18 protein-coding genes are annotated in these 25,595 nt (G+C 41.4%); 6 read left to right on the forward strand and 12 right to left on the reverse strand.

Annotated features, from left to right (window positions below):
* Nucleotides 1–12 precede the first annotated feature (12 nt).
* The 3 genes from ACWATR_RS30220 to ACWATR_RS30230 all read right to left on the reverse strand — a co-directional run bounded on the left by ACWATR_RS30220 (nt 13) and on the right by ACWATR_RS30230 (nt 1,562).
* Nucleotides 13–561 carry a GNAT family N-acetyltransferase gene (locus ACWATR_RS30220; RefSeq protein ID WP_335151562.1) on the reverse strand — a complete coding sequence of 183 codons (549 nt, stop codon included), beginning with the start codon at nt 559–561 and terminating at the stop codon, nt 13–15.
* A 27-nt stretch (nt 562–588) separates the two neighbouring features.
* Nucleotides 589–1,101: a hypothetical protein gene (locus ACWATR_RS30225; RefSeq protein WP_460340992.1), complete on the reverse strand. Its 513-nt coding sequence runs from the start codon at nt 1,099–1,101 to the stop codon at nt 589–591.
* A gap of 242 nt (nt 1,102–1,343) precedes the next feature.
* Entirely contained in the window at nt 1,344–1,562 is a 219-nt protein-coding gene (locus ACWATR_RS30230; protein WP_460340995.1) for a hypothetical protein, read from the reverse strand.
* Between the two features lie 173 nt (nt 1,563–1,735).
* Between ACWATR_RS30230 and ACWATR_RS30235 the strand changes: the two genes are divergently transcribed.
* The 4 genes from ACWATR_RS30235 (at nt 1,736) to ACWATR_RS30250 (ending at nt 8,430) form a co-directional block, all read left to right on the forward strand.
* Nucleotides 1,736–1,945: an HNH endonuclease gene (locus ACWATR_RS30235; protein ID WP_334986541.1), complete on the forward strand. Its 210-nt coding sequence runs from the start codon at nt 1,736–1,738 to the stop codon at nt 1,943–1,945.
* A gap of 115 nt (nt 1,946–2,060) precedes the next feature.
* Nucleotides 2,061–2,756 (forward strand): hypothetical protein, encoded by a 696-nt coding sequence (locus ACWATR_RS30240; protein WP_460340998.1) that lies wholly within the window; start codon nt 2,061–2,063, stop codon nt 2,754–2,756.
* Nucleotides 2,753–3,511: a DUF1822 family protein gene (locus tag ACWATR_RS30245; RefSeq protein ID WP_460341001.1), complete on the forward strand. Its 759-nt coding sequence runs from the start codon at nt 2,753–2,755 to the stop codon at nt 3,509–3,511. The genes ACWATR_RS30240 and ACWATR_RS30245 overlap by 4 nt, the downstream gene beginning before the upstream one ends.
* A 50-nt stretch (nt 3,512–3,561) precedes the next feature.
* Nucleotides 3,562–8,430, forward strand: coding sequence for a CHAT domain-containing protein (locus tag ACWATR_RS30250; protein ID WP_460341004.1), 4,869 nt, complete (start codon nt 3,562–3,564; stop codon nt 8,428–8,430).
* A gap of 189 nt (nt 8,431–8,619) precedes the next feature.
* On the opposite strand, the gene ACWATR_RS30255 is transcribed toward ACWATR_RS30250, so the two are convergent.
* The gene (locus tag ACWATR_RS30255) at nt 8,620–9,309 is read right to left on the reverse strand and encodes a hypothetical protein (RefSeq protein ID WP_460341007.1); all 690 of its coding nucleotides are present in this window, start codon (nt 9,307–9,309) and stop codon (nt 8,620–8,622) included.
* A gap of 141 nt (nt 9,310–9,450) precedes the next feature.
* Nucleotides 9,451–10,533, reverse strand: a complete 1,083-nt coding sequence (locus ACWATR_RS30260) for a tyrosine-type recombinase/integrase (RefSeq protein ID WP_460341010.1) — start codon at nt 10,531–10,533, stop codon at nt 9,451–9,453.
* 224 nt (nt 10,534–10,757) lie between these two features.
* On the opposite strand from ACWATR_RS30260, the gene ACWATR_RS30265 reads away from it, so the two are divergent.
* On the forward strand, nt 10,758–11,195 hold the full coding sequence (locus tag ACWATR_RS30265) for a four helix bundle protein (RefSeq protein WP_460341013.1): 438 nt from the start codon (nt 10,758–10,760) through the stop codon (nt 11,193–11,195).
* Between the two features lie 159 nt (nt 11,196–11,354).
* Nucleotides 11,355–11,837, forward strand: coding sequence for a hypothetical protein (locus ACWATR_RS30270; protein ID WP_460341016.1), 483 nt, complete (start codon nt 11,355–11,357; stop codon nt 11,835–11,837).
* A gap of 185 nt (nt 11,838–12,022) precedes the next feature.
* On the opposite strand, the gene ACWATR_RS30275 is transcribed toward ACWATR_RS30270, so the two are convergent.
* The 7 genes from ACWATR_RS30275 to ACWATR_RS30305 form a co-directional block, all read right to left on the reverse strand.
* The gene (locus ACWATR_RS30275; protein WP_460341444.1) at nt 12,023–13,228 is read right to left on the reverse strand and encodes an AIPR family protein; all 1,206 of its coding nucleotides are present in this window, start codon (nt 13,226–13,228) and stop codon (nt 12,023–12,025) included.
* A gap of 243 nt (nt 13,229–13,471) precedes the next feature.
* Nucleotides 13,472–16,528: a CHAT domain-containing protein gene (locus ACWATR_RS30280; RefSeq protein WP_460341019.1), complete on the reverse strand. Its 3,057-nt coding sequence runs from the start codon at nt 16,526–16,528 to the stop codon at nt 13,472–13,474.
* A gap of 233 nt (nt 16,529–16,761) precedes the next feature.
* Nucleotides 16,762–21,138, reverse strand: a complete 4,377-nt coding sequence (locus tag ACWATR_RS30285) for a CHAT domain-containing protein (protein ID WP_460341022.1) — start codon at nt 21,136–21,138, stop codon at nt 16,762–16,764.
* Between the two features lie 47 nt (nt 21,139–21,185).
* Nucleotides 21,186–22,406, reverse strand: coding sequence for a VWA domain-containing protein (locus tag ACWATR_RS30290; RefSeq protein ID WP_460341025.1), 1,221 nt, complete (start codon nt 22,404–22,406; stop codon nt 21,186–21,188).
* On the reverse strand, nt 22,393–23,352 hold the full coding sequence (locus ACWATR_RS30295) for an AAA family ATPase (RefSeq protein ID WP_460341028.1): 960 nt from the start codon (nt 23,350–23,352) through the stop codon (nt 22,393–22,395). Before ACWATR_RS30295 ends, ACWATR_RS30290 begins: the two co-directional genes overlap by 14 nt.
* A 21-nt stretch (nt 23,353–23,373) precedes the next feature.
* Nucleotides 23,374–24,498: a hypothetical protein gene (locus tag ACWATR_RS30300; protein ID WP_460341031.1), complete on the reverse strand. Its 1,125-nt coding sequence runs from the start codon at nt 24,496–24,498 to the stop codon at nt 23,374–23,376.
* 3 nt (nt 24,499–24,501) lie between these two features.
* Complete coding sequence (locus tag ACWATR_RS30305; RefSeq protein WP_460341034.1) at nt 24,502–25,593, reverse strand: hypothetical protein; 1,092 nt, start codon at nt 25,591–25,593, stop codon at nt 24,502–24,504.
* Nucleotides 25,594–25,595: the final 2 nt, after the last annotated feature.

A 25,595-nucleotide genomic window follows, 5' to 3' on the forward strand; every position in this document is an offset into this window, starting at 1 on the left:
CCGGATCAGCCCTTATCTTCGTCTCAATACACCATACTCAAAGTAGACTAAATTATCATATTCTTCTTCCGAACCGCAGTTCAACATGTTTTGTTTTTCGTAAAATCCTTCAGACCTTGGTAAGGAATGCAACCCAATTCTACCTTCATACCCTAACTCAACACTTCTAATTCTTGCGAAATTTAATAGTGCTTGACCAACACCTTTGAATTGAGGCGGACGCTGAATTTCTATTCGGTTAGTAGGGGCAGTGGCAATGCCATCAACATAAACTAGCCTCTTACCAACATTTAACCGAGAACCGTGCATTTGTGTTTCTATTATCATTAATCCTTGAGTTTTGTTTTCGCACTCAATTGCGTAACCTTCAAGATTTTCTTGATTGTCAATATATCTTAATTTGAATATCCAATCCCAGTATTTATCTGATTGACTAAATAACCTTAAGCTTTCTACCCAATAATTGACATAATCATCAACATGTCTTTGGACTAAATCTACCAAATAGGCTTCAACAGATGTATTATCAACACCTCTTTTTAACTCGATTTTTCGCTGCACCTAAAGCTCCTAATTGTCAACTGATTATTAAAGCTTGTGACTGCTATTTGACTGGTAGATAAAAGAGTAAAGTCTAATGCGTATATCAATAGCTTTATGCCAACCAGCAAGCACAGCATCATCTGAAATGTCTCCAAGAACTACCAAACCATCTTCTTTGTCCATATAGTAAGGTAAAGGTTCAGCGCTCAACCAACCATAAACAATGGCTTCTTTGTCTCGCTCAAAAATTAAAACTTCTAAACTTTGTTCATACCTTGAATAGTAGTAAGGTAAATAGCAGGCTGGATACTCTCTTAGAGATTCACGATTAACTGTGTATGATTGCCAACGCAGTTGCTCTCCCTTGATTTCTTTTGGATTAGCTTCTAGCCAATCATAGAGCTTTTTAGCTTGCCGCAATGCGTGGTCTTTGCCTGCAAAAACAACGCTGGGAAGAAAAATATCGCCGTCAAAATGCACCGCAACTTCAAATAAATCTTCATCTTCATCTTCTGCTTCTGTTACCTCAATGATTCCAGCCTTATATAGTTCGGTCATTTCCCTACATTGCTTCGTCAAATGTACCCCTACATGATTCAAATTTTAGCTTTCAGTTACAGAATAATCAGAACACTCTGTTGGCTCTAGTACAGCACAGGGGAAGTAAATCACCCATTTCAAATCAATACAACTCTTAGAGAGGCTGCGCCCTAAGCGTAGCTATGCCGCAGGCTTTACGGCTTTGCTCAGTAACCATGAAACGCTTACGCTGTTTTAATTTTTAATTCCGTTTTGCGGTACTAGTCCCTTGTCTGGAATCCAGGATCGGTAACTTTTGTTTGTGTAGACGAGCCAGCGCCGTGGGCGAGTTTCCCACGCCAGTCCGCACGGGCTGGCTCGACTTGTTCGCGCAGCGTCTCCGATAGGAGAGGCGACTGGCGTGCGGTTTCTAACCGCCTTTCTAAGGTTAAGTTGATACCAATTAGCATCGCTGTGTCAATACCATGTGTTGCATCCAAATGAGAACTGCTATAGTTTCTGCTTTTTGCAACGCAATCAAAAATTCTGCGTCATTTTTTAGTACTGCCCTGTTAAACAAGTGAACACCTTCAAACCTTGATACTCAGGCAGTTAAATTATGGCTAATATGTCTCCAACCTCTAGGCGTAGCAAGAGACACCAATTATTACAAATGTATGGAAACCGCTGTTGCTGGTGTAGCAAGCAAATGACCAAATCTGAAAGAACCATTGAACACTTAGTTCCCAAGAGTCTGGGCGGCTCTAATAGTCTCTCAAATTTGCGTTTGGCTTGTTTCACTTGTAATAATTCCCGTGGGAACAGTCTATTACCTCCACAAAATAGAAAGACTTTTGAACTTACAAATAGAACTTATGAATAGCATTTAGTTGAATTTTATCAAAAGATACTTCCGATAAATTCTGGATATCGTTGGTGTAAGCATCTGGCTAAATGAGATAATGTCCATCATAAAAACCACACATTAAAAAAAATGTATGGATGATTTAGATCAACGGTTGAATATTTTAATTGCAGAGATACGTCAACAACCACCTAACAGCCGAAAATGGCGATTGTCCATGCACCGACTACTACTGGAAATTCAGCAACTCCCAGGATTAGCCAAATCTAGTCATCAAAACTACCCAGAAATCCTAAACCGTACTTTAGAGAAGGTTAGCAATAATATTTCTGAATTTCAGCCTTATTCTAACTCGGTTGCCAAAAGTTTGGTGAAATGGGTCAACGCCTACCTTCGCTTGCGAATGAAAGATTTGTATTGTCCTGATAAAAATGCTCCACTCAGTTTAGATGCTCCCATAGCCTTAGACTTTGGGGAAATAACTCTGCTGGATAATCTACCCAATTTTACTTTGAGTGGTTTGGATAGTTTAATTGAAAATTCTCAACGGGAAACTACTCAACGGATTGGTCTAGAATTAGAGCTTTACATTGAGCAAGATCCCGAAGGTAAGCTCAAAAATAGTTATTCTGGTTCTTCTGTTGGGTGTAATTGTCAATTCCTCAGCCAGAGACGTGTACTCAAAGAACCACCTGACAAAATTGCAGATATAGCACGAGATTTGAGCATTCCTTATACAACCGTCAATTCGCATTGGAAGAGAAAATGCGAACCAATACTTCAAAAAATTGCCGAAGATTTGGGATATAAAAAGGAGCAATCGTTATGAACAGCACAACTTCACCCTTGTTAATGGTTCCCATAGATTTAGAAATTAATTCTAGAGCAAGACATTTAGCCGCTAAACAAAGCACAGTAGAAAAAGGTAAGCGAGTTTATTTGAATGCGTTAGCAGTTTACGCAGTTCATAGCTATTTAAAATGGTTGCAAATACCAACAGATTTCAATTCATCAGATTGCTGGAATCCAGTAAAAGCAGCTTTATCAAATGTAGCTGATTTGGTAATTCCAAATGTAGGAACATTAGAATGTCGTCCAGTTTTACCCCAAGAAACTGTCATTTTATTACCAGATACTATAGAAAATAAGATTGGCTATGTAGCTATACAGTTTCAGGAAAGCCTAGATTCAGTGCAGCTATTAGGATTTGCACCAGCCGTTGATGAAGTGAATCCACCTGCACAGCTAGCAGTGTCAGAACTCCAGCCGATTGAGTCTCTCCTTGAGCAAATTACTCGTCTTGAAGTTGCGATCGCTTTTCTGCAAACTGATGACTCGGTGGCAGTACAAGTACGCTCTGTATTAGACAACAAACCTTTATCAGAGATTGTGGCACAGTTTGAGCTTCTTTACCGAACTGGCGATGAATTTGAGTGGCGCTACGCTGGAGGGGAAATATTAGCTGGAGATACTCGCGCTGTTGGTGCTACTCGTGAGGCAATTCAGCAAGATGATAGCGAATTACAAGATTTAGCCGAAATGCTATTGGAAAAGTTAGTAGAAATTTGGGGAGATGTTGCGTAGTTTGATCGGTTGGGAATGATGTATATAACTACCCAAAACATCCAATTGTCATGGCTAAAGGATTCGGTTATCAAAAATCACCAGATTTTACTCAACGCCAAAAAGCTTATTTCAAGCTGATTAAACAGCTACTCAACTGTCCTAGTGGCAGGGAAATGAAGATTCTCAGGAAATACGCACACTTGGTTGATGCTGGGTTTGTAGAAACTTTGGAAATGGTAGCTCAAATCCGGATAAACCAAGGAGATATTCGTTCTGCTTACTTTTTGAGAAATTTAGCTCATTGGCTAGGTGAGGAACTGGAATTATATAGAGATGAGCCTTCAGCAACAGATAATCTTATCAGACCTCCTGCTTTTTTGGGTGAAATATTGTGGGCGATCGCTCAACATAAAAACAATCCACAAGCCGTTTATCCTCTACTTCAAGCTAACTTAGATCAACTCAATGATAATTTTTATGAACAGTTTAATTACTGGATAAACTTTAGACTACTGAACAACGACTCAATAACAGAACAAGCAAGATTAGTAGGCTTGGGTATCGTTGATTTCTGCACGTTGCTTTGGCAGTTTCCCTTGGGTAACAGGGCAATTAACCTAGAAATTGTAATTACAGGCTTAGAAGCTGCTACTAAAATTTTTCCTCGTGAGATTGTCCCAGAAATTTGGGCTAATATCCAATTAAATTTAGCACCGGCTTACCGCCATCGAATTCGAGGAAATCGCGCCGATAACCAAGAAAAGGCAATTGTTGCTTGTAATAATGCCCTACTGATCTACACCCGCGACGATTTTTCCGAAAAGTGGGCGACACTACAAAATAATCTCGGACTTCTTTATACAGACAGGATTACAGGACACAAAGCTGAAAATATCGAAAAGTCAATTTCTTGCTATGAAACTGCTTTAAAAATTGTTAACCGCGCTCAACTTCCTGAACTTTGGGGTACTCTTCAAAATAATTTGGGGAATGCATACCTTTGTAGAATTCAAGGTGATAAGGCACAAAATTTAGAAAAGGCGATCGCTTGTTATCAAGTTGCCCTACAAGTACGTACCCATTCGGCATCGCCCTATTATTGGGCTAGCAGTCAAAATAACCTCGGTTCTGCCTACGCTGAGAGGATTCTGGGTAATAAACAAAAGAATCTAGAAAAGGCGATTTCGGCATATATTAACGCCTTAGAAGTCTACACTATTTCTGATTATCCTCAGCGATGGGCGGAAACAAAAACCAGCCTGGGAAATACCTATTATAAAACAGGTCAAATTACTGAAGCGCTTGACTGTCTCCGCGCTGCGTTGCAAGTCTTCACTCCCACCAATTTTCCTAGATATTGCATCACAACTGGATTGAGTTTAGGTAAAACAGCTTTGGCTGCTGGTATGAAAGCAGAAGCTTTTGAAGGTTATGCTGTTGCCATTGAAGCTGTTGAACAAAGCCGACTTTGGGCAGGTATTTCTCATAAACAAGAAATTCCAGAAGAGATACTTGCCTACACAAATATGGTGGTGTTTTGCATTACTAATGGGCAACGAGATAAGGCCAGGGAGTATGCCGAACGTTCTGGTTCTCAACACCTTTTAAACTTTTTCGATACTGATGAATTTCAGCAAATTTCCTCAAATTCACAATTTATTGAGCAGGTATTACAAGCAACAAGCGAAAGCAATGGTGACTCACAAGCTGTATATCAAATACTAGAAAATAACCTGAATCATTTAGACGAACAATTTGTTCAGTACTTGCAAAGGCTTGAGGATGTTTGCAAAGAGATGACATCAGGGCAAGCCATTCAACTTGCTGCAACTATTTTAAGTTTTAGCAATTTAATTCGAGAGTTTCCCCAAGGCGATACAGCAATTAACTTAAGAATTGCTGCCACAGGTTATGAGGTAGCGGCTAGTGTTTTTTCTAAGAAAGATTTTACTGAACAATGGGAACACATTCAAGATGCGATCCGCGAAATCTTTCAGCTTCAGCTATTTAAAGCAGTATTTGAGAACCTCCCAAACCCTAAAGGCGCTGTATACCCATTACTGGAAGTAAACAAAGACAAACTTGATGAACGTTTTGCGACTGTATTGCGATTGAAGACAGAAGTCATGCTGTCTGAAGCGTCACTAGAGTATGCAAAAGGTATTGCTGCTAGCCTTGTAGGTTTGAGCCTTCTGATTAAAGAATTTCGACAGGGTAGTGAGGCGAACAACTTAGAGATTGCTATCACAGGCTACGAAATTGCTTCCAAAGTCTTGACTTGCGAAGCTTTCCCAGAACAATGGGGTGTGTGTCAATTTATGTTAGGCAATGCTTACCACCGTCGAATAAAAGGTGAGCAAGCAGAAAACCTGGAACAATCCCTTTCTTACTTGCACAATGCTTTACAAGTCTGTAACCGTGAGCAGTTTCCCGAACTTTGGGCAGGAATTCATAGTAATTTGGTCATTACTTATGGTTATAGAATTCGTGGCGATCAAGTAGAGAATGCAGAACTAGCAATCAAGGCTGGTGAAACTGCGATGCAGGTTTTCACACGCGATCAAGATCCTGAACAATGGGCGCAAATACAAAACAATCTAGGCATTGTTTACCGCGATGCCTGCGGCGGGCAAAGCCAACGCATTACAGGTGACAAGGCTGAGAATTTAGAAAAAGCGATCGCTTGTTATCAAAATGCTCTTTCTATTCGTACTCGTGAAGACTTCCCAGAACTTTGGGCGCAAACTCAATTCAACATCGGCTCTGCTTATCGTCAGAGACTCAGAGGTGATGCAGCAGAAAATGTGGAAATGGCGATCGCTGCTAATCAATCTGCTTTACAAGTCTACACAAAAGCAGCCTTCCCCCAAGGTTGGGCAGAAGTACATATAAATTTGGCTAATGCCTATCTTCACCGAATTCATGGGGATAGGAGCGAAAATTTAGAAAAGGCGATCGCTGCTCATCAATCTGCTTTACAAGTCTTCACCAAAGATGAATCTCCGCGACAATGGGCGATGACTCATCTAAATTTAGGAAATGTCTTGTTGATGCAACAGCAAATAGAAGCAGCAATTACCTCTTATCGTTCAGCTTTAAAAATCTTCACTCCCACCGCTTTTCCTAACGAATGCCTAAAAGCAGGAGAAATGTTAGGAAACACTGCTTTTGATATTGGTGATTGGGCTGAAACTATTAGGGGTTATAGTGTGGCGATTGAAGCTGTAGAAACCAGTCGCATTTGGGTAAATTCAGAGTCACGCCGTCAAGAAATTTTAGCTAATTCTCTCCATATTTACCAAAATCTGGTGCAAGCTTGTATTAATAATAAACAACTCAATAAAGCTGTTGAATATGTCGAACGTTCTCGCTCAAAACGACTCGTAGATTTAATGGCAAGTAATGACCTTTACTCAGATGGTGAAATTCCTGCTGAAATTCAACAGTATTTACAAGATTTTGAAGCTATACAACGGCAAATTGATAATGAACTAAGACACCATTATAATAGCAGTAACTTGGATGGTAATAAACTCGGTAAAAGCCCACATAGTCGGGCTGCTATCGAAGCTTATAACGAAACTATTGCAGATTTGGAAGCTGAAAAACAGCAAATTTGGGAACAAATGCGCCGCCTAGATCCTGTTCTGGCTGGTCAAATTCAAGTAAGTCCCATGAATTTGTCATCGATACAGCAGCTAATTAAAGTACCTACAACAGCTATTCTGAGCTTTTATACTACCTCGAATGATACCCATATCTTTATCATCCGGCAGAATCAAATTACTTTGCACACTTGCACGGAATTGGGATTTGAAACTTTACAATCATCGATTTTAACTCACTGGTTAGGGCAATATGTTCATCACAAAGATACTTGGAAAGAACAATTTAGTTTTTTAATAGCAGAACTAGCTGAAGTCTTAAAGTTAAATGATTTAATTGCACAACATCTGAAAAATATTGATGAATTGATTCTTGTTCCTCATCTAGCATTACATCAAATTCCTTTTGCTGCTTTACCAATAGCATCAAGTCAATATCTTGGAGATAAATTTTTAATTCGTTACGTTCCTAGCTGCCAAATTTTAGAATTTTGTCACAACCGTCCCTCAGTCAGTAGTCTTATGAACTACGGTATTGTTGAAAATGCTACTGAAGATTTACCCTACGCTAGTTGGGAAGGAGGACAACTAGCAAATTTGTATGATATTCCTGATAATCAACGTTTAAAAGGTAGTCAAGAAGCTAGTGTCAGCAACTATCGTCAACTGATACAAAAAGTTCAAGTAATTCATTCTAGTCATCATGCGCGTTCGCGGCTCGATAATCCTCTAGAATCAGTATTAATTTTAGCAGATGGCTGTATTACATTAAGTCAGTTATTAATGCCAAGTTGGCGCACTCCTCAGTTAGAAGATGTATTTCTCTCTTGCTGCGAAACTGGGTTGGGTGTGACTGAAATAACCGACGATATTCTCACTCTTTCAACAGGTTTTCTTTGTGCTGGCGCTAGAAGTGTTATCAGTACACTCTGGGCAGTAGATGACTTGGCAACAGCACTATTTTCACTATTTTACTATCAATCCCGACATCAGGGAAACAAACGACTGCAATCAATCAGACAAGCTCAATTTGAACTGCGTACCCTTACAGGTGAAACTCTTACCACCATTTACCAACCTAAGTTAAGTTCTTTTTTAACGCAGAAACTTAAGGAAACCGAAACGCAGCGTAAAAAAACTAAAAAAGAACGGGATATTCATCCACAAGATTCTCAAATGTATCAGCAACGCGATGAAGAATATAAAAAATATGCCCAAATCGGAAACCGGATTTATCAAGCAAAACAAGATTTAGAATCTTTTTGTGGAGGGTCTAAACCTTTCTCTCACCCTTATTATTGGGCAGCTTTCACCTGTTCCGGGTTAAATTGATAACTGCAATCTCTGAAGTATAACGCTTATATCTCTGTTTATGAAGTTATGATTTCTGACTCTAAAATACTCGCCTGCAAAGTTTGACGATACTTTTCTTCAGTTACCATCGCACTCATGCGCTAAGAGCGATCGCATTAACAGCGCCAATCAGTGTAAATTCAGAAATTCTTGAAAATAATAAAAATACTAACTTGCCGGATGATATAATCCCGTATTTTCGTTAAATTCCCACCCCATACCCGATTTATCCTTGCCCTTGCACCATGCCACAAAAAGCGGTGGATGCAGCTTAATTCGCTGTTCGCGTACAGTTTCTATCGCTAAACCAAGTCTTGAAGCTAAACCTTCTTCCGTCAACGGTTGCATTCGGGGAGTATGCACTTTGAAGGATGAATTGTTGTTGTACGATTTATTGCCCCGCCTCGGTTGGTTGTTAAGATGATTTTGAATTTTAATAATCGCCTCGGTAAACTGTGTCATTCGGGCTGTTATCCCCTCAATTTTTTCTGATAAATCGGCGAGATTATGGATTGCTCCGGTTTCGTTGCTAGATTCACTTGAAAACTGTGACTCCAGCTTATCAAGTCGTGAGCAAATAGCTAATATCGTTTCATTCGTAGGACTGGGGTTACTATTGTTACTAGTAACTAAGTACTCCTCAACACTTGCCTTAATCTTAGAGTCCAAGCGTTTATCTAAATTATCGCCACCAATTGCGTCAAGGTTATCTATATCATCTAGGTAGAGTTCGATAAATTGGGTCAGCGTGGCTGTTGCCGTCGTCCCTTTCGACTTACAACGGGCAATAAACTGCTCCCACATCTTTTGGTCGCAGTTAAAAGATGCCAGTTTCTTGTTTTTCCCTGTTTGGCTCATGTCTAGGTAATGTCTAGGTAAACCGGGACTGGACGCGACCGAGTGAGCGCGTCATCCATCTTGATAACTACCTTGACAGTATCATTTTGGAGCGCATGAGCGCGATGGCGTACCCGCCATGAATCGGTGGCGATTGCTTTTTTACCGATGTTTGCTTTTTTTACGCAGTGCGTGAGAAGTTCCAACACGCCCGACATGGTGAATGTACTTTGCAGTTGTCGCTGGAGAAGCATGGCCCAAATCTGCTTGCAAGTCAAAATCAGAAGCTCCATTTTTCTTAGCCAGCGTCGCATGAGTGTGGCGCAGAAAGTGGGCGCTGAACTTAATTCCCGCACTAGCAGAAATTTCCGCCATCATCAACCGCAATCCGCGATCGCTTAGAGGTTTACCTCTGTCTCGACGACTGGGACTAGGAAACACCGGCTGATCATTGCTGGCATCGCCACGATAATCCAGTAGCACCGCACTAGTTTCCGGATCGAGACTAATGGTTCTGGTTTTATTTCGTTTCCCCGTCACAGTTAATAACAGACAATCTCCATCCTCCCGAAACTGCCGCCAAAATAACCCCGGTGTAACTATGCGCTTACCATAATCAGAAGTTTGCCGCGCAATTTCTCCCGCCCTCACCCCACTGTAAAAGACGAGAGTCAACAGCAGCCAATGCATCTTATTAGTGTTGTGTTGCAAATCTACTTCAATCGCCGCTTTTTCCAACTTAGCAATCTCGCGTTCCGACAGAATGCGCTCTGCGAGCTTATCGTCCCATTGGATACTTAAGTCCTTGCCCAAATCGATAGCAAAATAACCAATAGAAGCTCTAGTACCCCACTCCCACAAACTTTTAATCGCCGCAGTGTATTTAGCTGCCGTATTTTTACTAATTCCATAAGTATTTTTCTGCCCCCGTACTGGCTTTTCATCCTTTAGCCAAGCAAGATTTGCGTGTAGATGGAATAACGTTACCATCCTAAAATCAGATATCCCAAACCGCGACTGCATATAATCAGCAAGCTCATAACCAATTTGCCGATATGCCCGTCGCGTTTGGTCGCTTTTAATAGTGACAGAATGTACCCATAGCTCAATTAGCTGCTCCGTCGAATTAATTCTCTGGCGGTTGGGAAAATAATAATCTACAAGCGCAACCCGGGCTTCATCAAGCGGTAGAGTCACCACCTCCACAGCAAGTGATTCCACGCTTAATACAGGTAAATTTTCCATAAGATAAATCCCCAACCCCCACTGATAATTATGATGCCGAGAACTATAATTCCCGGTATCTTTATGATAGTAGTTTCCCAGACACGATCCAATTGCCCATCTAGAATCATCTATATCGTATATACGTGGATATCCCGTATGCGATGATGGTAGTGAGAAGAGTAGGGGAAGTCGGGGGAGATGGGGAGGTAGGGGGAGTGAGTAAATATTAGAACTCGAAGCAAATGGTTAAAGAACTGGTTAGAAAGCATCAAGATTTAGAAATTTATAAGATGGCATTTGATATGGCGATGCAAATTTTTGAATTATCGAAAAAGCTTCCTGTGGAGGAAAGGTATTCGCTTACCGATCAAATTCGTCGTTCAGACGCTCCTAACGTCGCTAACGCTTCGCTATCCCGTTCCGTATGTGCGAATTTAGCCGAGGCATGGAGGAAGCGTCGATATGAGGCAGCTTTCGTCGCTAAATTGAATGATTGTGTTCGCGGAGCGTGTCGCAGACAATCAGAAGCAGCCGAAACTCAAACCTGGATAGAGTTTAGTGTTAAATGTGGTTACTTGGATGTTGAGATTGGTCGAGAACTCTACGGAACCTATAACCAGATTTTGAGTGGATTAGTCAATATGATTAATCATTCGGAATCTTGGTTGATGAAGCACTAAGAGACTTGCAAGTAAATAACTATTCCATCGCTTTTGAAGCTGGGGGAGAAAGAGCATTTCCTTCCACTACTCCCCCTACTCCCCCTACTCCCCCTACTCCCGCTACTTCCCCTACTCTTCTCACTTCTCACTTCTCCACAACAAAAGCGCGAGGGACTGGTGGAATATCCGCAGATAAATATAAAACTTCTGTCAGAAGAAGACCGGGAGTTGGTGAAGCAGGCCAAGCAGCGTGCTGAGGATTTGCGCTTAACTTTTAAAGAGTTTGTGCTGGATTGTATTAGAAATGCACTTGTAGAAGAGAGTCCCAATAGTGCAGATAGTGCAACTGCTGCCGAAATTGAAGCTTTGAAAGCTCAAATCGCCGCCTTGTCAGAGAAAGTGAGTATTCCTTCTGCGACCAAAACGGAAGTGCATACCCTCCAGGAAAGGTTAAATCAATTGCGGGTGGGAATTTCAAATGAAATTAAAAAGGATAGAGAGCAACTTGCTTCTTTAACGCTGGCGCTCTCCCGACTTGAAAGCCAAATTGAACAGCTGGTGCCTTCTTTAAATCTTCAAGTGGATGGCGAGGTAAATTCAAACAGTGATGGCGATTGGCTTTTTGGAGAAGACTCCGATGCTGAACTACCGTTAACTTAAGCATGGGAATTGAAGAATGGGGACGGCGCAAAGCCTGCGGCATAGCTACGCTTAACGCGCAGCGTCTCGTAGAGAATAAATTCGCCTGCTTTCTTCCATACTTGAAAGCACCAGGTGTCCCCGCAGCAGAACACTTGGTGTAGTTCACCTGACTTGAAATCTGTTGTAATTATTTAGTGGAGATTTTAGCCTTGTGTGAGCGTTAATTCTTCACGCTTGGCGGAATTGACAATTTTCACCAAATGCTGGTTTAAATAACTTTGGGCCGAAATGTACAGACTTTCCCAAATTTCTTGATTGCGACAAATTTTAGTCCCCACTGTATTTCCTGCTGTTTTCTCCGATATCAAGTATTTACGGTAATAGTTACCCCACAGGTGTTGGAGAAAGTTTTCGGCGAATTCGTCAAAAGGAATAATCCAGTTATAGTCTTGGTCTAGGAATACCCGATAGGATGCAATTATGGGTAGTGCCAGGTCAGTTGGCGCACCAAACCCAAACGAGTACTTGCTGTCGGGGAGAAGGGTACTTTTGCGTGTATCGATTGATGCTAAATCGTTGACACCCTTTCTTCTGGGGTTGCTGATATGTTCTTGGATGATTTCGTACAGTCTTTGCTCTATCCACAGAGCTTTCGGAAGTAAAGGCAATAGAAGAGTTAATCTTTCTCTCTCAGTGTCTGTGATTTGGCTTGGGGTGTTTGTACCTGTAGGGTGCTTGCTTCGTTTATTGCCGTCGGGATTGTATCTATTTCTGTCGAGGCAGTTGATCAGCTTGAACAAGTGGTTAACATTACACTGAGCATTTCTAGGAGCGCCGCTTTGGTTTTGGTAATAGGCTATTCTAAATTTTCTATCTTCTGCTCTTTCTAACTGGGCTAAATACTGCTTGATAAATTTGTAATCTCCCCTGGCGTTGACTTTGGAGCGAGAATCTACTGGCGATGTGGTATTGGATGCGAGGGCTATATCTTTAGCCTCCTCTTCCTGGAGTCCGATGTGGATGGTAACTTTGACTCTGGCTTGGGTTAGGTCATATTTGTAATTTTTAGCTTGCTCAAATGCTAAAACTGTGTGACCTCCATTGATAATGCCATCGCTACCCCCCTCGTTAGCTTCTAAAACTTCTAGCTCCAGTTCGGTTTTGTTTTTGCTAGGTTTAACTTTATTCGCTGACAGAACGATTCCACTGTGACGAGAGAAGAATTTTTCTGGTTGAGTCGTCACAGAGTCAAAGATTTGTCGGTATGTCGCACTTTTGCGGTTAGGTTCTCGGATGTTGGGTTCTAGGGGTAGGTTTGTGGGAAACGTGTCCACATAGGCGGTGGCGATGATGCAATTGGGGTTTGCATGGAAATAGTTGTCTACTTTAATAATCCAGTTTTTCGGCATGGGTGGTTTCTGCATCAAAGCGATACATTCTCAATTATTCTTCTTGTGAGAAGAAGCGAACGCTTAAAGATTATATTTTGTAATTTATGTCTAAAATTGTTACAGTTGACTGGCAACGTCCAAACAACTTGCGGCAGTCCCCACCCGATTTTTTTGTGTACGTCCAGTCCGGCACAATTTGTGTATACTACTTGCATTCAGCACTCAGCACTGTTTCTTCAAAGAGCGATAATTTAGCTAAAACTACACCCCCACCGCACAAAACCCAGCCCAATGAAAAGCGTCACAAAAAGGTTTACTATCATCCTGTAACTGATGCAGACGACGATGTAGGGCTATCTTCACTGCCGGAGGTAAGGGCAACTTAATTTGTATAACCCATTTTTGTAATTCCATCTTTGTGACATCCCGCAGCCACAACTGGGCTTGATTAAGAGCTGCACCCACAGAAGAACCGTTCCGGAGATTGTAGTAAAACTGGAGCATCAAAAATGACGTTGACAAGTCATCCACTGTCCACAGCGAACTCACTACACTAGGAGTACCCGCGTATAGAAAACCACTGGGTAAACCGATGTACTCATCGCTGAGGCTGGAGGGGTCAGTCAAACCCGTTTCGCAGGCAGAAAGAGTAACGAGGCGCGTTTGCTGCAAGTCCAAGTTCAAGATTTCTGCCAAAGTCAACGACCCATCTGCCAACTGCAATGCTGAGTTTAGTGGAGATACTAAGTCAAATATGCCGTGGCATGCAAAGTGGACACAGTGAATGCCTTGCAACAGACTGTTACTGATAGCAGCTTTAGTTGCTGCTGACTGTTGGAAAACTGTTGCTATCTCAAATTTATCCCTAATTACTTCGACTTCGATGGCAGCATAGGAAAGGTCATTTGTGGGATTTTGGATGGCGAACAGATGTTTAAAGTTGGGTCTTTGGCGGGTTTGAGCTAATTGCAGCAGCTGGCAACTAGGGGCATAGCGGATTCCACGGCTAAATCTATCAATGAGGGTAGTATCAAATACAGGCAAAGCATGAAGTGGTAATATATGCAAAAACCGATGGGGAATCAAAATTAGCTGGTTGCACCCTTGCGGTAACTGGGAGAGGAGCCTGTCGAAGTACAAATTCCTAGCAAGTTCCTCTAGACGCGGCATCAGTTGAGTTCGCCAAGAGCCTTTATCCTGGTAGTAATCTTTTAGGTATGCCTCCAGCCAATTTGCTAGGTCTTGCAGGTCTTCTGGAGTAGACCGCCAAACTGTAATCCGTTGCTGGTTTTCTTCTACACAAAGAAAAGAATTGGCTTCGGTTTCACTGTTGGGAGCAGAAGAAGAACCAGTATTGGGAGTCACAACGAATGTAAAAATTTGACCGTCAGCAATGAACCACTCAATTACAGCAGTGCGATCGTCAAGACTTGCTAGGAAGGGGGCTAAATCGAAGCGAGAACCAACAGCCAAGTAACTGTCTTGTAATGTGTTGCGCTGCTGTCGCAATTTTTGCAGCTTTTGAGCTAGAACAGTAGAGTTAGCAGATGTTCCCGACTGGATGCACTGCTGTCCCTGGTTAATTTCATCCTGAAGCTGTTGCAGTTGACTAGCAATGTCTGGAGGAAAGATACTGTGATTGTCACGGCTGAGAACTAACTCTACCAACTGGCGTGTTTTGCTACGTTCAACGTAAGTAATTGCCTTGCTAAGATATTGCGGTTCATTAACAGCCAGTTCTAGGCAAACCTCTACTATGTTGATATAAAGCTGATGCCATTCCTCAGCTAGCTTACGTTTAGCAATATCCCCAGAGATTATTTCACTCCGTAAAAACTCCACTGTCTCAACTGCTGCTACAAAAGCAGAGTAGGCTAGGTACAGTTGCTGCATATCCCGGTAAGTTAAACCCAAATTTAGTTGTGTTTCCGCGTGGTACATGGGAAAGGCAGCCTGAGTGCGTACCTGCAATGCTTCCTGACAGCAGTTAATTGCCTGTTCCAAATTTTGATGACGTTCACCGAGTATGCGTTGTCGCCAAGCAGCAGCTAAGGCATTTTGCGTTTCTGCCCAAGTTTCTCTTAACTCAGCTTTGGTATAGACTTGGAGGGCGTTTTGGTAACAAGCGATCGCTCGTTCAATATTTTCTGCCTTCTCTCCCTCCAGGCGTTGCCAGTAAACTACTCCCAGGTTCTTCTGCGTCTGTGCCCATTTTTCTGGAAACTCTGTTTGAGTGTACACTTGGAGAGCATTCTGCAAATAGTTAATAGCGCGTTCCAAGTTCCTGGCTTTATTTCCCTGCTGGCGATCGCAGTAAACTACTCCCAGATTTTTCTGCGTATCTGCCCATTCCGTCGGCAATGCACTACGGGTACGCACTAGCAGACTGCTGCGAAAACAAGCAATTGCTTGTTCTAAATTGGCATCCGGCTCTCCCTGAATACGTCCACGATATGCTATTCCCAGGTTATGCTGCGCTCTGGCCCAGTCTACAGGATAGTCATCCTCGGTGTATACTTGCAGGGAATTTTGGTGGCAGAGAATTGCCTGCTCTAGGTTTTGCGCTCGGTCGCCCAAAATTCTGCTACTGTAAGCAGTACCCAAGTTGTTTTGGAGCATTGCCCACTGCTCTGGGAAAGAATCTTGGGTATAGACTTGTAGGGCATTTTGGTAGTAGGCGATCGCCTGCTCTAAATTCTCTGCTCGTTCTCCACGAAGGCGATTATTGTAGGCTGCACCAAGACTGTTTTGTACAATTGCCCACTGCTGTGGCCACTCGGTTTGTGTGAAGATATCTAGTGCAATGTTGTAACCTGCAATAGCAATTTCCAGGTTGCTCGCCCTAATGCCTAAGGGAAAGTGAAACATGAGATTGCTGAAGTTGACGAACAATCCAGCAATTGTAGTCCATCCTTCTGGTGGTATAGTTGAGAACAAGTTAGCTGCCAAGCTAGGCAAGATTTGAGCAAAAGCATCAGTGAGCTTGTCTAAATTGGCTCTGAGCAGAGGTTCAATCACCTGGGGATTGCAGTTGCTCTGTAAAATTGCTTGCCAAAGCTCATTCCAGAAAGGCGCAGTTATTTTTACAGTTTCCAAAGCAACTAACATAGCCGCATAATCACGTAGATTGTAAATCTGATTGGCTCCTTGCAAGTTACCCTGTTCTTCCTGCCGAATGGCTGCTTGTTCTAACCATTCCACCCAGCCAGTATCAACAACTTCTCGCCTAGCCCGCAAAATCTCCGGCGCACGAGTGCTGTCGCAACGGAGTAGTTCTTCGGTTAAGTCCAGATAGGCTTGGTGGCGTTGTTCGTCCATGTTGTTTGAGTCTACTCAAATCTGTTTTTGCATCGTTTTTAGGGGGTGGTGACGGTTTTTGTGTAATGTTCTCTTGTTTATAGGGCGATCGCGTAGCTTAACCAGTTAAACCAATATATATTCTGGACGACTTGTTTACATTGGAGTATTATTTACTACCAATACATTTATTCCCTGGAAAAGCTTTCCGTAACAAGCAAAATCACCAAAAATAGTTTCAATAATGGTTAATTTCATTGTTTTTTGGTTTGAGACGAAGAAGTATCTGGCTGGTTTGACTTGTTACTTTCAGTTACCGAGTTTTCAATCATGTCCTTACTTTCTGAAGCTGTCATGGGAGTCCTACGACCGTCCGCAGCTCGTAAACTGTCTAAATCTTCAACTGGTACGTTGAGGATAGCATCTAGAATTTGCGGACGGGTTTCATACCAAAGGGCGATCGCATTTGAGATTTCTTCCACATCATCTGGAAGGGTTGCAAGCAATTCTAGTACATCAGTACGGTCTTCTGCCGTTAATAGCTCAGGTTGTTTTTGTAATATGTATACAAAAGTTAGAATATTATCTTCGTAAGGTGACATTTTTGACTCCAACTCAAACTGGCCAATATAACAGAATGCTGCCCAATCAAAAGGCGATTGAAAAGGTTTAGCATCATTTTCTAAGGTGTAAAAGCGACGCCTTATACTCATCCTTCCTGTTGCGTCTAGCTGCAACTGATTTTTTTCTATCCATTGTTCTAGTTCTATCTTTGTGATATCTCGCAGCCATATTTGGGCTTGATTGAGAGCAACGGCTACTCTATAACCTGTATTTAGATTCTCATAAAATTTAATCATCAACAGAGCAGTCGATAAATCATTGGGTGACCAAAAACTGCCTACGACGCTAGTGGTACCTGCAACAATAAAAGCGCTGGGAAAGCCGATATATTCATCACTAACACTTGTAAAGTCTGTTAAGGCTGTTTCAGTAGCTGAGAGAGTAACTAAGCGACATTCACTTAGGTTGAGATTAAATATTTCTGCTAAAGTAAGACATTTGCTTAGGTCAATACGTTCAGAAATGTTGGCACCAGCAGGTTCAGAAATGTTGGCATCAGCTAATATTAAAGCTGACTTTAGAGGAGAGTTAAAATTAAAGTAACTGTGACCAGAAAAATGTACACAGTGGACAGACTGGAGTCGCGCCATGATAACTGCTGCTTTGCTTGCAGCTATTCCTACTAACACATTTTTTTGGGAAAAGTATTGAACAATACTTTCTACTTCTATATCAGTATAAGTCAAGTCTCGGGTGGGATTTTGGATAGCAAAAATATTACTAAATTCAGGACGTTGCCTAGTTTGGACTAATTTCAATAGCTGGCAACTAGGTGCATAGCCTACGCCGTTAATAAATAAGTCAATTAAGTATGATCCCCCTACAGGTAACGCATGGAGCGGTAATATGTGCAAGAAGCGATGAGGGATGAGGATTAATCTATCACAGTGTTTGGGGATTTGGGCTAATATTTCCTCTATGTGCAGAATTTCTGCTAGTTGTTGCAAACATTGTTCTAGCTGATTTCGCCATTGCTCTTTTTGACTGTCGTAGTCAGCAAAATATTCATTGTTCCAACTAATCAGGGCGTTCAAATCTTCTGGTTGAGATTGCCAAATTGTTAATTCTTCCCCTTGAGGTTTGACAACAAAAGCAAGAAATCGCTCTGTCGTGATATACCATTCTATAATTGCTGTCCTATCATCCAAAATTGCCAAGAATGAATCGAATTTGAAACCATAACCAACGGGTAAGTAGCGGTTTTGCAATTCATTACGCTGTTGTCGTAACTCTTGGAGATGTTGTGCAAGGACTTTTGGATTTTCAGCTTTGCCATTTTGGATTTGATATTGTACTGTGGCTATTTCATCCCTGTATCTTTCTAGTTGAGTGACAACATCTGGGGGAAATATGGTTTTAGAGTCGCGTTCGAGGATTTGTTTAACTAAATTGCGAGTTTTGCTACGTTCAACATATTCAATTGCTTCCGTTATGTTACCTAATTCCAAGCAAACTTCTACCATACGGCAATAAAGTCTGTTCCATTCTTCCGCTTGTTTGCGTTTGCTTTCCTCTCCAGAAACTATTTCTTCCCATAAAGATTCTACGGTGGTAATGGCAGATTCTAAGGTAGTGTAAGCTAAGGTAAACTGGTTACTGTCTTGGTAAGCAATTCCCAGGTTATATAAAGTCTCTGCATGGTTTTGGGGAAAAGCGTCAATAGTTCTAACTCTCAGAGCATCTTGGAAACAAGCGATCGCTATTTCTAAATTCTCAGCTTTATTCGCTCTGATTCTATTAAGGTAAGCAGTAGCTAGATTATTTTGCGTCTCTGCCCAATTAAGAGGAAAGGAACTGCGGGTGTATACTTGTAAGGCAGCAGAAAAAGCAGCGATCGCTAATTCAATATTATCGGCTCGTTCTCTTTTTATTCTGTCACAGTAAGCAGTAGCTAGATTATTTTGCGTCTCTGCCCAGTTTTGAGGAAAGGCACTGCGCGTGTACACTTCCAAGGCAGCAGAAAAAGCAGCGATCGCCCTTTCCAGATTCTCTGCCCTGTCTCCCATTATTCTGTCACGGTAAGCAGTTCCTAAATTATTTTGCGTTTCTGCCCAATCATAGGGTAATGCATCGCGAGTTCTGACTTCCAGTGCAGCAAAAAAAGCAGCGATCGCAAATTCGATATTCTCTGCTTTCTCACCCAAAATTCGGTCACGGTAAGCACTCCCCAGATTATTTTGCGTTTCTGCCCAGTAATATGGGAACGATTCACGGGTGTATACTTGTAAGGCAGCAGAAAAAGCAGCGATCGCCATTTCCAAATTGTCAGCTTTATCTCCCCAAATTCTGTCACGGTAGGCAGTTCCCAAATTATTTTGCGTCTCTGCCCAGTTTTGAGGAAAGGCACTGTGCGTGTACACTTCTAAGGCAGCAGAAAAAGCAGTGATCGCCAACTCCAGATTCTCTGCCCTGTCTCCCATTATTCTGTCACGGTAAGCAGTTCCCAAACCATTTTGTGTAGCAGCCCATTCATGGGGGAAGGCACTGCGGGTTCTCACTTCTAAAGCCGCAGAAAAAGCACTGATAGCCAACTCTAGATTCTCTGCTCTCTCTCCTAATATTCTCTTACAGTAAGCAGTTCCCAAACCATTTTGTGTAGCAGCCCATTCATGGGGGAAGGCACTGCGGGTTCTCACTTCTAAAGCCGCAGAAAAAGCACTGATAGCCATTTCAATATTGTCAGTTTTATCTCCTTTAATCCTGTTAACGTAAGCAATTCCTAGATTAATTTGTGTGCCTGCCCAATCAATAGGAAAGTCGATGGGAGTAAGGATTTGAAGTGCAGTCGAGAAAGAGGCAATTGCCTGTTCTAAGTTCTCGGCTTTACTTCCTCGAATTCTTTTAATGTAAGCTTCACCCAAACTAATTTGTGTCAAAGCACAAGCTTGAGGAAAGCTAGTGAGGGTAAGGATTTGGAGTGCAGCCAAGAAAGATGCAATTGCCTGTTCTAAATTGTCAGCTTTATCTCCACGAATTCTATCTCTATAAGCATTCCCTAAAATAACCTGTATGTCTGCCCACTTTTCAGGAAAAACCTCGCGAGTAAAGACAGTCAGCACTATTTTACAACCAGTAATGGCAATTTCTAAATTGCTGGCTCTAAAACCCAAAGGAAACCGAGTCAGTAATCTACTAAAATTACTGATATCTGTAGCTAGTAATTGCGCTTTATCTGGTTGCACTTGTGTCAATATATTTGTTGCCCAAAGCCGCAATACTTCTGCTAAATGTTCATTCAGTTTTCCTACATTCTCTGCTAAAAATGGGTAAACTACTTGTTCATCACCGTTGACTTGCGAAATAATTTGCAACGATCTTTGCAAGAAAGCTAATTCTACTTCAAATAGAGGAACTTCATCAGGAATCGATAAATTGACTCCAACAATCTCAACCTGACGTTCCCGCCTTTGCAGTTTGCTAAATTCTTCTGCCGCACCTTCTAAATCCCCAGTAGTGTAATTCAACATTCCACGAGCATAAGTAATCAGTGGCGCTTCAAATTCTACCAATGCTTCTGGAACAGCTTCTATAAATAACGCTAAACGAAATAGTTCTTTCCAATTTTTCTGTTGCAACCTCGACCCAATAGCTTTTGCTAATTCACGACTTAGATGTTTTGACTTAGTAGAAGCAAGTGCTATCCAATATTGAGGTTGGGTTAAATCTTCTTCCTGTCCTTCTTCTCTGCCAAACTGCTGTTTTAAATAACAAGTATAAAACTCGGCTAATTTAACTAATTGCTGTTTGCCAAAACGCTCATCTTCCTTAAGTTCTGTTAGCAACAGATTTCGTACAGCAACATCCATCTCGTAAAGCTCATAACCTACTTCACGACACAAACGAGACAGAAGTATGCGAGCAACTGCTGTCCAGGGAGCTTGGGGTACAAAGCGCAGCCAAATTTGGTAAAGTAAGTCTGGTGTGAGTGTCTGTGGAAATGCTGCATGACAAGCTAAGTCGAAGTGCGCTTGATCAAATTTTTGGGCAAATCCTAAGATTCGCTCCATAGCTATGTCCAAATTTGTTGCTCTAGCTTCACTCATAATAACTATTATTACATCCACTGGTAGGGATGCTCCCAGTAAACGTAGCGACCGCGTAAAGTATTAATAGCTGCACTAAGTCCCTCACGACTCATTTCAAACATTGGCACAAAACGAGCAATTTTATCAGCAGTGGTATACTGCCAACTATGGTTGGGCATGGGATTGAGCCAAGCATAATAATTTATTGATTGGTGAAGTTGCTCAACAAACTTTTGTGTATACTTAACTCGTTCTGGATTATCGTTACCTCGTGCAGCACCAGCATCGCTAACAATTAGTACGGATGTTTTTTTATCAATAAACTCTAGAAAATTTGTAATTCGTTGAGCTTCCAGTCTAGTTGGGTCACTATAAAGATATTTTTCAGGATAGTTCTGAAAGTAATAAACACTGGTTTGCTTAATGTTTCCACCCCGTTTAGCTTTGTCTATTAATTGACGGGAGAGATGATGAAAAGGCACCATTGAGCCACCTTGATCAACCAGTAATACCAGTTTAACTTGATTGGTATAGCGTGACATCATCACTGGTTCAGGTAAAATCCCGTAGCGACAATTTTTTTCTACTGTACCTGCTATGTCTAACTCCTTCAATGTACCTTCGCGCACGCGGCGACGTAAAAAACGCCAACCTTGCTTCATCTCTCTGCTGGTTACTGGTAGGTATTGTGCTGATAAATCTGTGGGGTAGTAACTTGTTTCAAAGCTACTAGGCTGATTGCTGCGAAGTGCTTGAATTACCTGTTCTGGTTCAATTTCTTGCACTATATCAGCAGTTGGACTTGGTTCAGTAACGGGTTTTTGAGGTTGAGTTGGTTGATTTTCAAGTGGTGGCTGATTAGGTTCTTCGGAAATAGGTGTTGATGTAGAAGAACCGACAGTTTCTTCTGGCTTTGTGAATGAATTTACAGGTTGAGGCGTTTCGGTTTTTTGATCCGTTTCGACCGCAGGTTTTACTGGTTCGGTAGTGGAAGATTGATTTATATGAGTTTGGGGTTGAGCTAGCACTTCATCAAAAAGCCGATTGAGTAAACGGGCTTCTTGCTCAGATTTTGTCCATAGTGTACAGCACAATCGCTCTAATGTTTGGCGATCGCCCATACCAAATCCTGCTTGCAACGCCTGTAGTGCCAACATATAATCTTCCACACCCAAGGGAAAACCATATGACCGCAATTTATTAAATAAAATTAACAAAGCATTGAGTAAAGGAATTTCAACGGGATTCATTTTTCTCCTCCCGTGACGGAAGCAAGTAGTCCCGATAATCCTTCCAATACTTTAATAAAACTCCAGCAAATGGAAGTTCTCCTTCGAGTTTACTCAAAGCCTCATCTTCAGGATATTCTCGCAAGATTGTAAACCAGTCAATTAACTCACTGGTACTCACTTTTTTACCAGTTTTACCAATATTTTCTTCCATCTTGTTTCGCAGTAGTTGAAAGCGTCTAACAGCTGCTCCTATAACTGCTGGTTGTGATTTCGGGAAGTGAGCGTTAATAATGTTGATTAGTTCAGATTCTTTAGGAAATTTAATATAGTGGAATAAGCAACGACGTAAGAAAGCATCAGGTAAATCTTTTTCATCATTGCTAGTAATAAATATAATTGGAGGCTGCTTTGGGTTTGCTTTGATTTCCTCTCCTGTTTCCTGAATAGGAAAACACGCCTCATCTAATGCTTGAAGTAAATCGTTGGGAAAATCAATATCGGCTTTATCAATTTCATCGATAAGAACTACAGTCCGTTGCGATTTTAAGAGCGAATTTTCAAATTTACGTTGCGATTTTTCCAGGGAGTTTTCAAACGCACGACCTAAAGGGCCAAGCTTGATATAATTTTTAGGGTCATTCACTTTTGAGCGTTTCTGCTCATCATGCTGTGCTAATTGGGCATCCTGAAGACGAGCGATCGCATCGTAAGTGTAAAAACCATCTTTTGCTCTAGTTGTAGACTGGATATACCAAGACTCATAAGGTAATTTTAGTTCATCAGCCACAGCACGAGCCAAGCGAGTTTTACCACAACCCGGTTCTCCTTTGAGCAACAAAGGGCGTTTTTGTAAAAAAATTGTCAGATTTACGGCTTCAATCAACTCAGGCGCGGGTATATAAGGCTCACGTCCATCAAATTCGGATTTACCTGTATAAATGCGGGGTATTACTGAATCAACCATTGTGTTAATTTTCCTTTCCAACTAGAACACCTGAATCAACTTATGTGCTAACTCTCTTTCCCAACTGGTATTACAGTACTGACAAATTCTTTCGTAAACAAGCTCAGGAACACCTTCTTGAGAATCTGTCAGTAATATATCAACACATAAACTTTCAGGTACTACCTTGTCTCTAACTGCTACTCGCAGCCAACTAGCTATCTTTGTACGGGGAAATTGTGTGCTGGGGGGTAAGCTTAAGGGAATTTTGGGGTATTGTGGGTGATTAACTTCCTCAGCCAAAGAAACCCCTGATTTACAGACTCCTCCTTTATTATCAATTAAAAACATTACCAAATATGTTTCTTTGTGATTAGCTTTTTCTACAATAGGTTGCCAAAAATCTTGAATTAATTCATCCAAAAAACTCAATCTATCACTTTGATAGACTTCATAAAATATAAAAATTAAATTTTGAGATTGCAACGCTTGAAAAATTTTCTCCTTTATTTGTTCTGGCGATAACCCAGTAGGCTGGTTGCCATGAACAAACCTTCGAGCCACTTCCTCCCACACGCCATAAATGTTCTTCTGATTGCTAAGTTTAACAACAATTTCTCTGCGTTCCCCATTTTTTAGTTCTTGTAATTGCAACAGTCGAGTAACCAAAGGGAATTGCCCAAATTGATGATTACCATGAACTAAGAAAGCTGCTGTTTTGTGAGGAAAATTTTGCCAGTCTAGAGCTGTTATTACTTTATCTTCCTGCTCGTCAAAGTCAATATCGAGAATCGAGTGAAAAAGTTTTTGCTTATCTAGAAAAAATTGTGTATCTAATGCTTGAGCTTGAACTAGGATTTTTTCAAGTTTGACACATAAATCATTAATTTCGCCCCATCGTGCATTATCTGGATGACAATTATCTCGTAAGGATTGCACAAACCTGGTAAATATCCAATCATACTGTGTATGTCTACTTTTGAGAAGTATAGGTAGATTCTTCATCACTAGAAATAATCGACTGTCAGCTGTTACTAGCTCGTCTATTAAAAAAGAGAATTCTTGCTGTGCTTCGCAAAATGCACAAAGACTTTCATAATTTTTAAATTGCGGACAGTTCTTAAAAACTGTTTGGCATTGCGAATACAGATCAGATGGTAGTTTCACCAATCAATCTCCCAACAGTTTATACTGCTCCAGCAATTGCTGGGATATCTCCAAGGCATCCTGATAATCTCGCACTAACTTTTGCAGTTCTCCTTCTGTCTCCACACCTAATATCTCTTGTAAATCATCAGGTAATTCATCACCAAGACCAGCCGCTTCTGCTGTGCTACCTGGTTGTAATTTTGTTTCTACTTCTACTTGAGCAGCAGCAATAATTTCTTCTATTTCTGATAATAAAAACTCGCGTTGCTTCAGAGCTAATTCTTTTACCCGCCTGAGAACGAAAAGCCATTCACCTATTTTGTGTCGGCGTTCTAGTTCAGTATTAAAAACAGAGTCAAGTATATGTTCTTTGACTGTTTGCAATAGTAGCCACCAAGGTTCATCGCGGAACTTTTCTTGACCAAATCTCGGAATTCCCAATACTTGAATGACGGCATAAGAAAGACGAGAAAGCAAACTTCCGCTACTTTTATCTCTTAAGCGTTTATCTGCATCAATTTGCAGAAATTGAGGTGAAGGCCAATCTTCATCGCTATGGGAACCGTAGACAAGATGGTAGCCAGTTTTTAAATCCGCTACGTTGAAATCAATGATTAAGCTAAACAGGTCTTGTTGGCTTCCTTCCTGCGCTAGATAACTCAGTAATCTGCCCACAATATCAGTAACTTTGACAGCTACAACCCAATCTGGTCGTAATGACAACTTCGCTACCAAATCGGCTTGTTTGATATGGTCTACGAATTTTTGTATGGGTTTCCCCTGCAACACCGTATATTTGATGTTAATCCTCAATGAATCACCAGAGTAAGCGGGAAGCCATTCAGTTAAATTAGTGCTAAGACCCAAACGACAAGGAGTGTTTCTTTGAATCGTAGATATTTGATGCAGGCTTTGGGTAGGAGAATTGGGTTGAAAAGAACTTGTCACAGAAGAACTAAATGTCACTAAATCAGCCTTACCTAAGAAATTTGCTTGAAAAAATGCCTGAGCATCGTGCAACTTCACCAGGAAGTAACTGTCGTCTAATTTCAGGTCGAATGGAGGGGAGGGTTGGTCTTGTAGATAAAAAAGTTGATTAGCACCTGTTGGCATGA

It is taken from the genome of Nostoc sp. UIC 10890, from assembly GCF_054786515.1.

Coding starts and splice junctions, on each gene's coding strand:
- ACWATR_RS30275 (WP_460341444.1), bottom strand. CDS start 13,228: ATGCCGAAAAACTGGATTATTAAAGTAGACAACTATTTCCATGCAAAC.
- ACWATR_RS30260 (WP_460341010.1), bottom strand. CDS start 10,533: ATGGAAAATTTACCTGTATTAAGCGTGGAATCACTTGCTGTGGAGGTG.
- ACWATR_RS30235 (WP_334986541.1), top strand. CDS start 1,736: ATGTATGGAAACCGCTGTTGCTGGTGTAGCAAGCAAATGACCAAATCT.
- ACWATR_RS30280 (WP_460341019.1), bottom strand. CDS start 16,528: ATGGACGAACAACGCCACCAAGCCTATCTGGACTTAACCGAAGAACTA.
- ACWATR_RS30305 (WP_460341034.1), bottom strand. CDS start 25,593: ATGCCAACAGGTGCTAATCAACTTTTTTATCTACAAGACCAACCCTCC.
- ACWATR_RS30285 (WP_460341022.1), bottom strand. CDS start 21,138: ATGGAGCGAATCTTAGGATTTGCCCAAAAATTTGATCAAGCGCACTTC.
- ACWATR_RS30240 (WP_460340998.1), top strand. CDS start 2,061: ATGGATGATTTAGATCAACGGTTGAATATTTTAATTGCAGAGATACGT.
- ACWATR_RS30255 (WP_460341007.1), bottom strand. CDS start 9,309: ATGAGCCAAACAGGGAAAAACAAGAAACTGGCATCTTTTAACTGCGAC.
- ACWATR_RS30245 (WP_460341001.1), top strand. CDS start 2,753: ATGAACAGCACAACTTCACCCTTGTTAATGGTTCCCATAGATTTAGAA.
- ACWATR_RS30250 (WP_460341004.1), top strand. CDS start 3,562: ATGGCTAAAGGATTCGGTTATCAAAAATCACCAGATTTTACTCAACGC.
- ACWATR_RS30295 (WP_460341028.1), bottom strand. CDS start 23,352: ATGGTTGATTCAGTAATACCCCGCATTTATACAGGTAAATCCGAATTT.
- ACWATR_RS30290 (WP_460341025.1), bottom strand. CDS start 22,406: ATGAATCCCGTTGAAATTCCTTTACTCAATGCTTTGTTAATTTTATTT.
- ACWATR_RS30265 (WP_460341013.1), top strand. CDS start 10,758: ATGGTTAAAGAACTGGTTAGAAAGCATCAAGATTTAGAAATTTATAAG.
- ACWATR_RS30225 (WP_460340992.1), bottom strand. CDS start 1,101: ATGACCGAACTATATAAGGCTGGAATCATTGAGGTAACAGAAGCAGAA.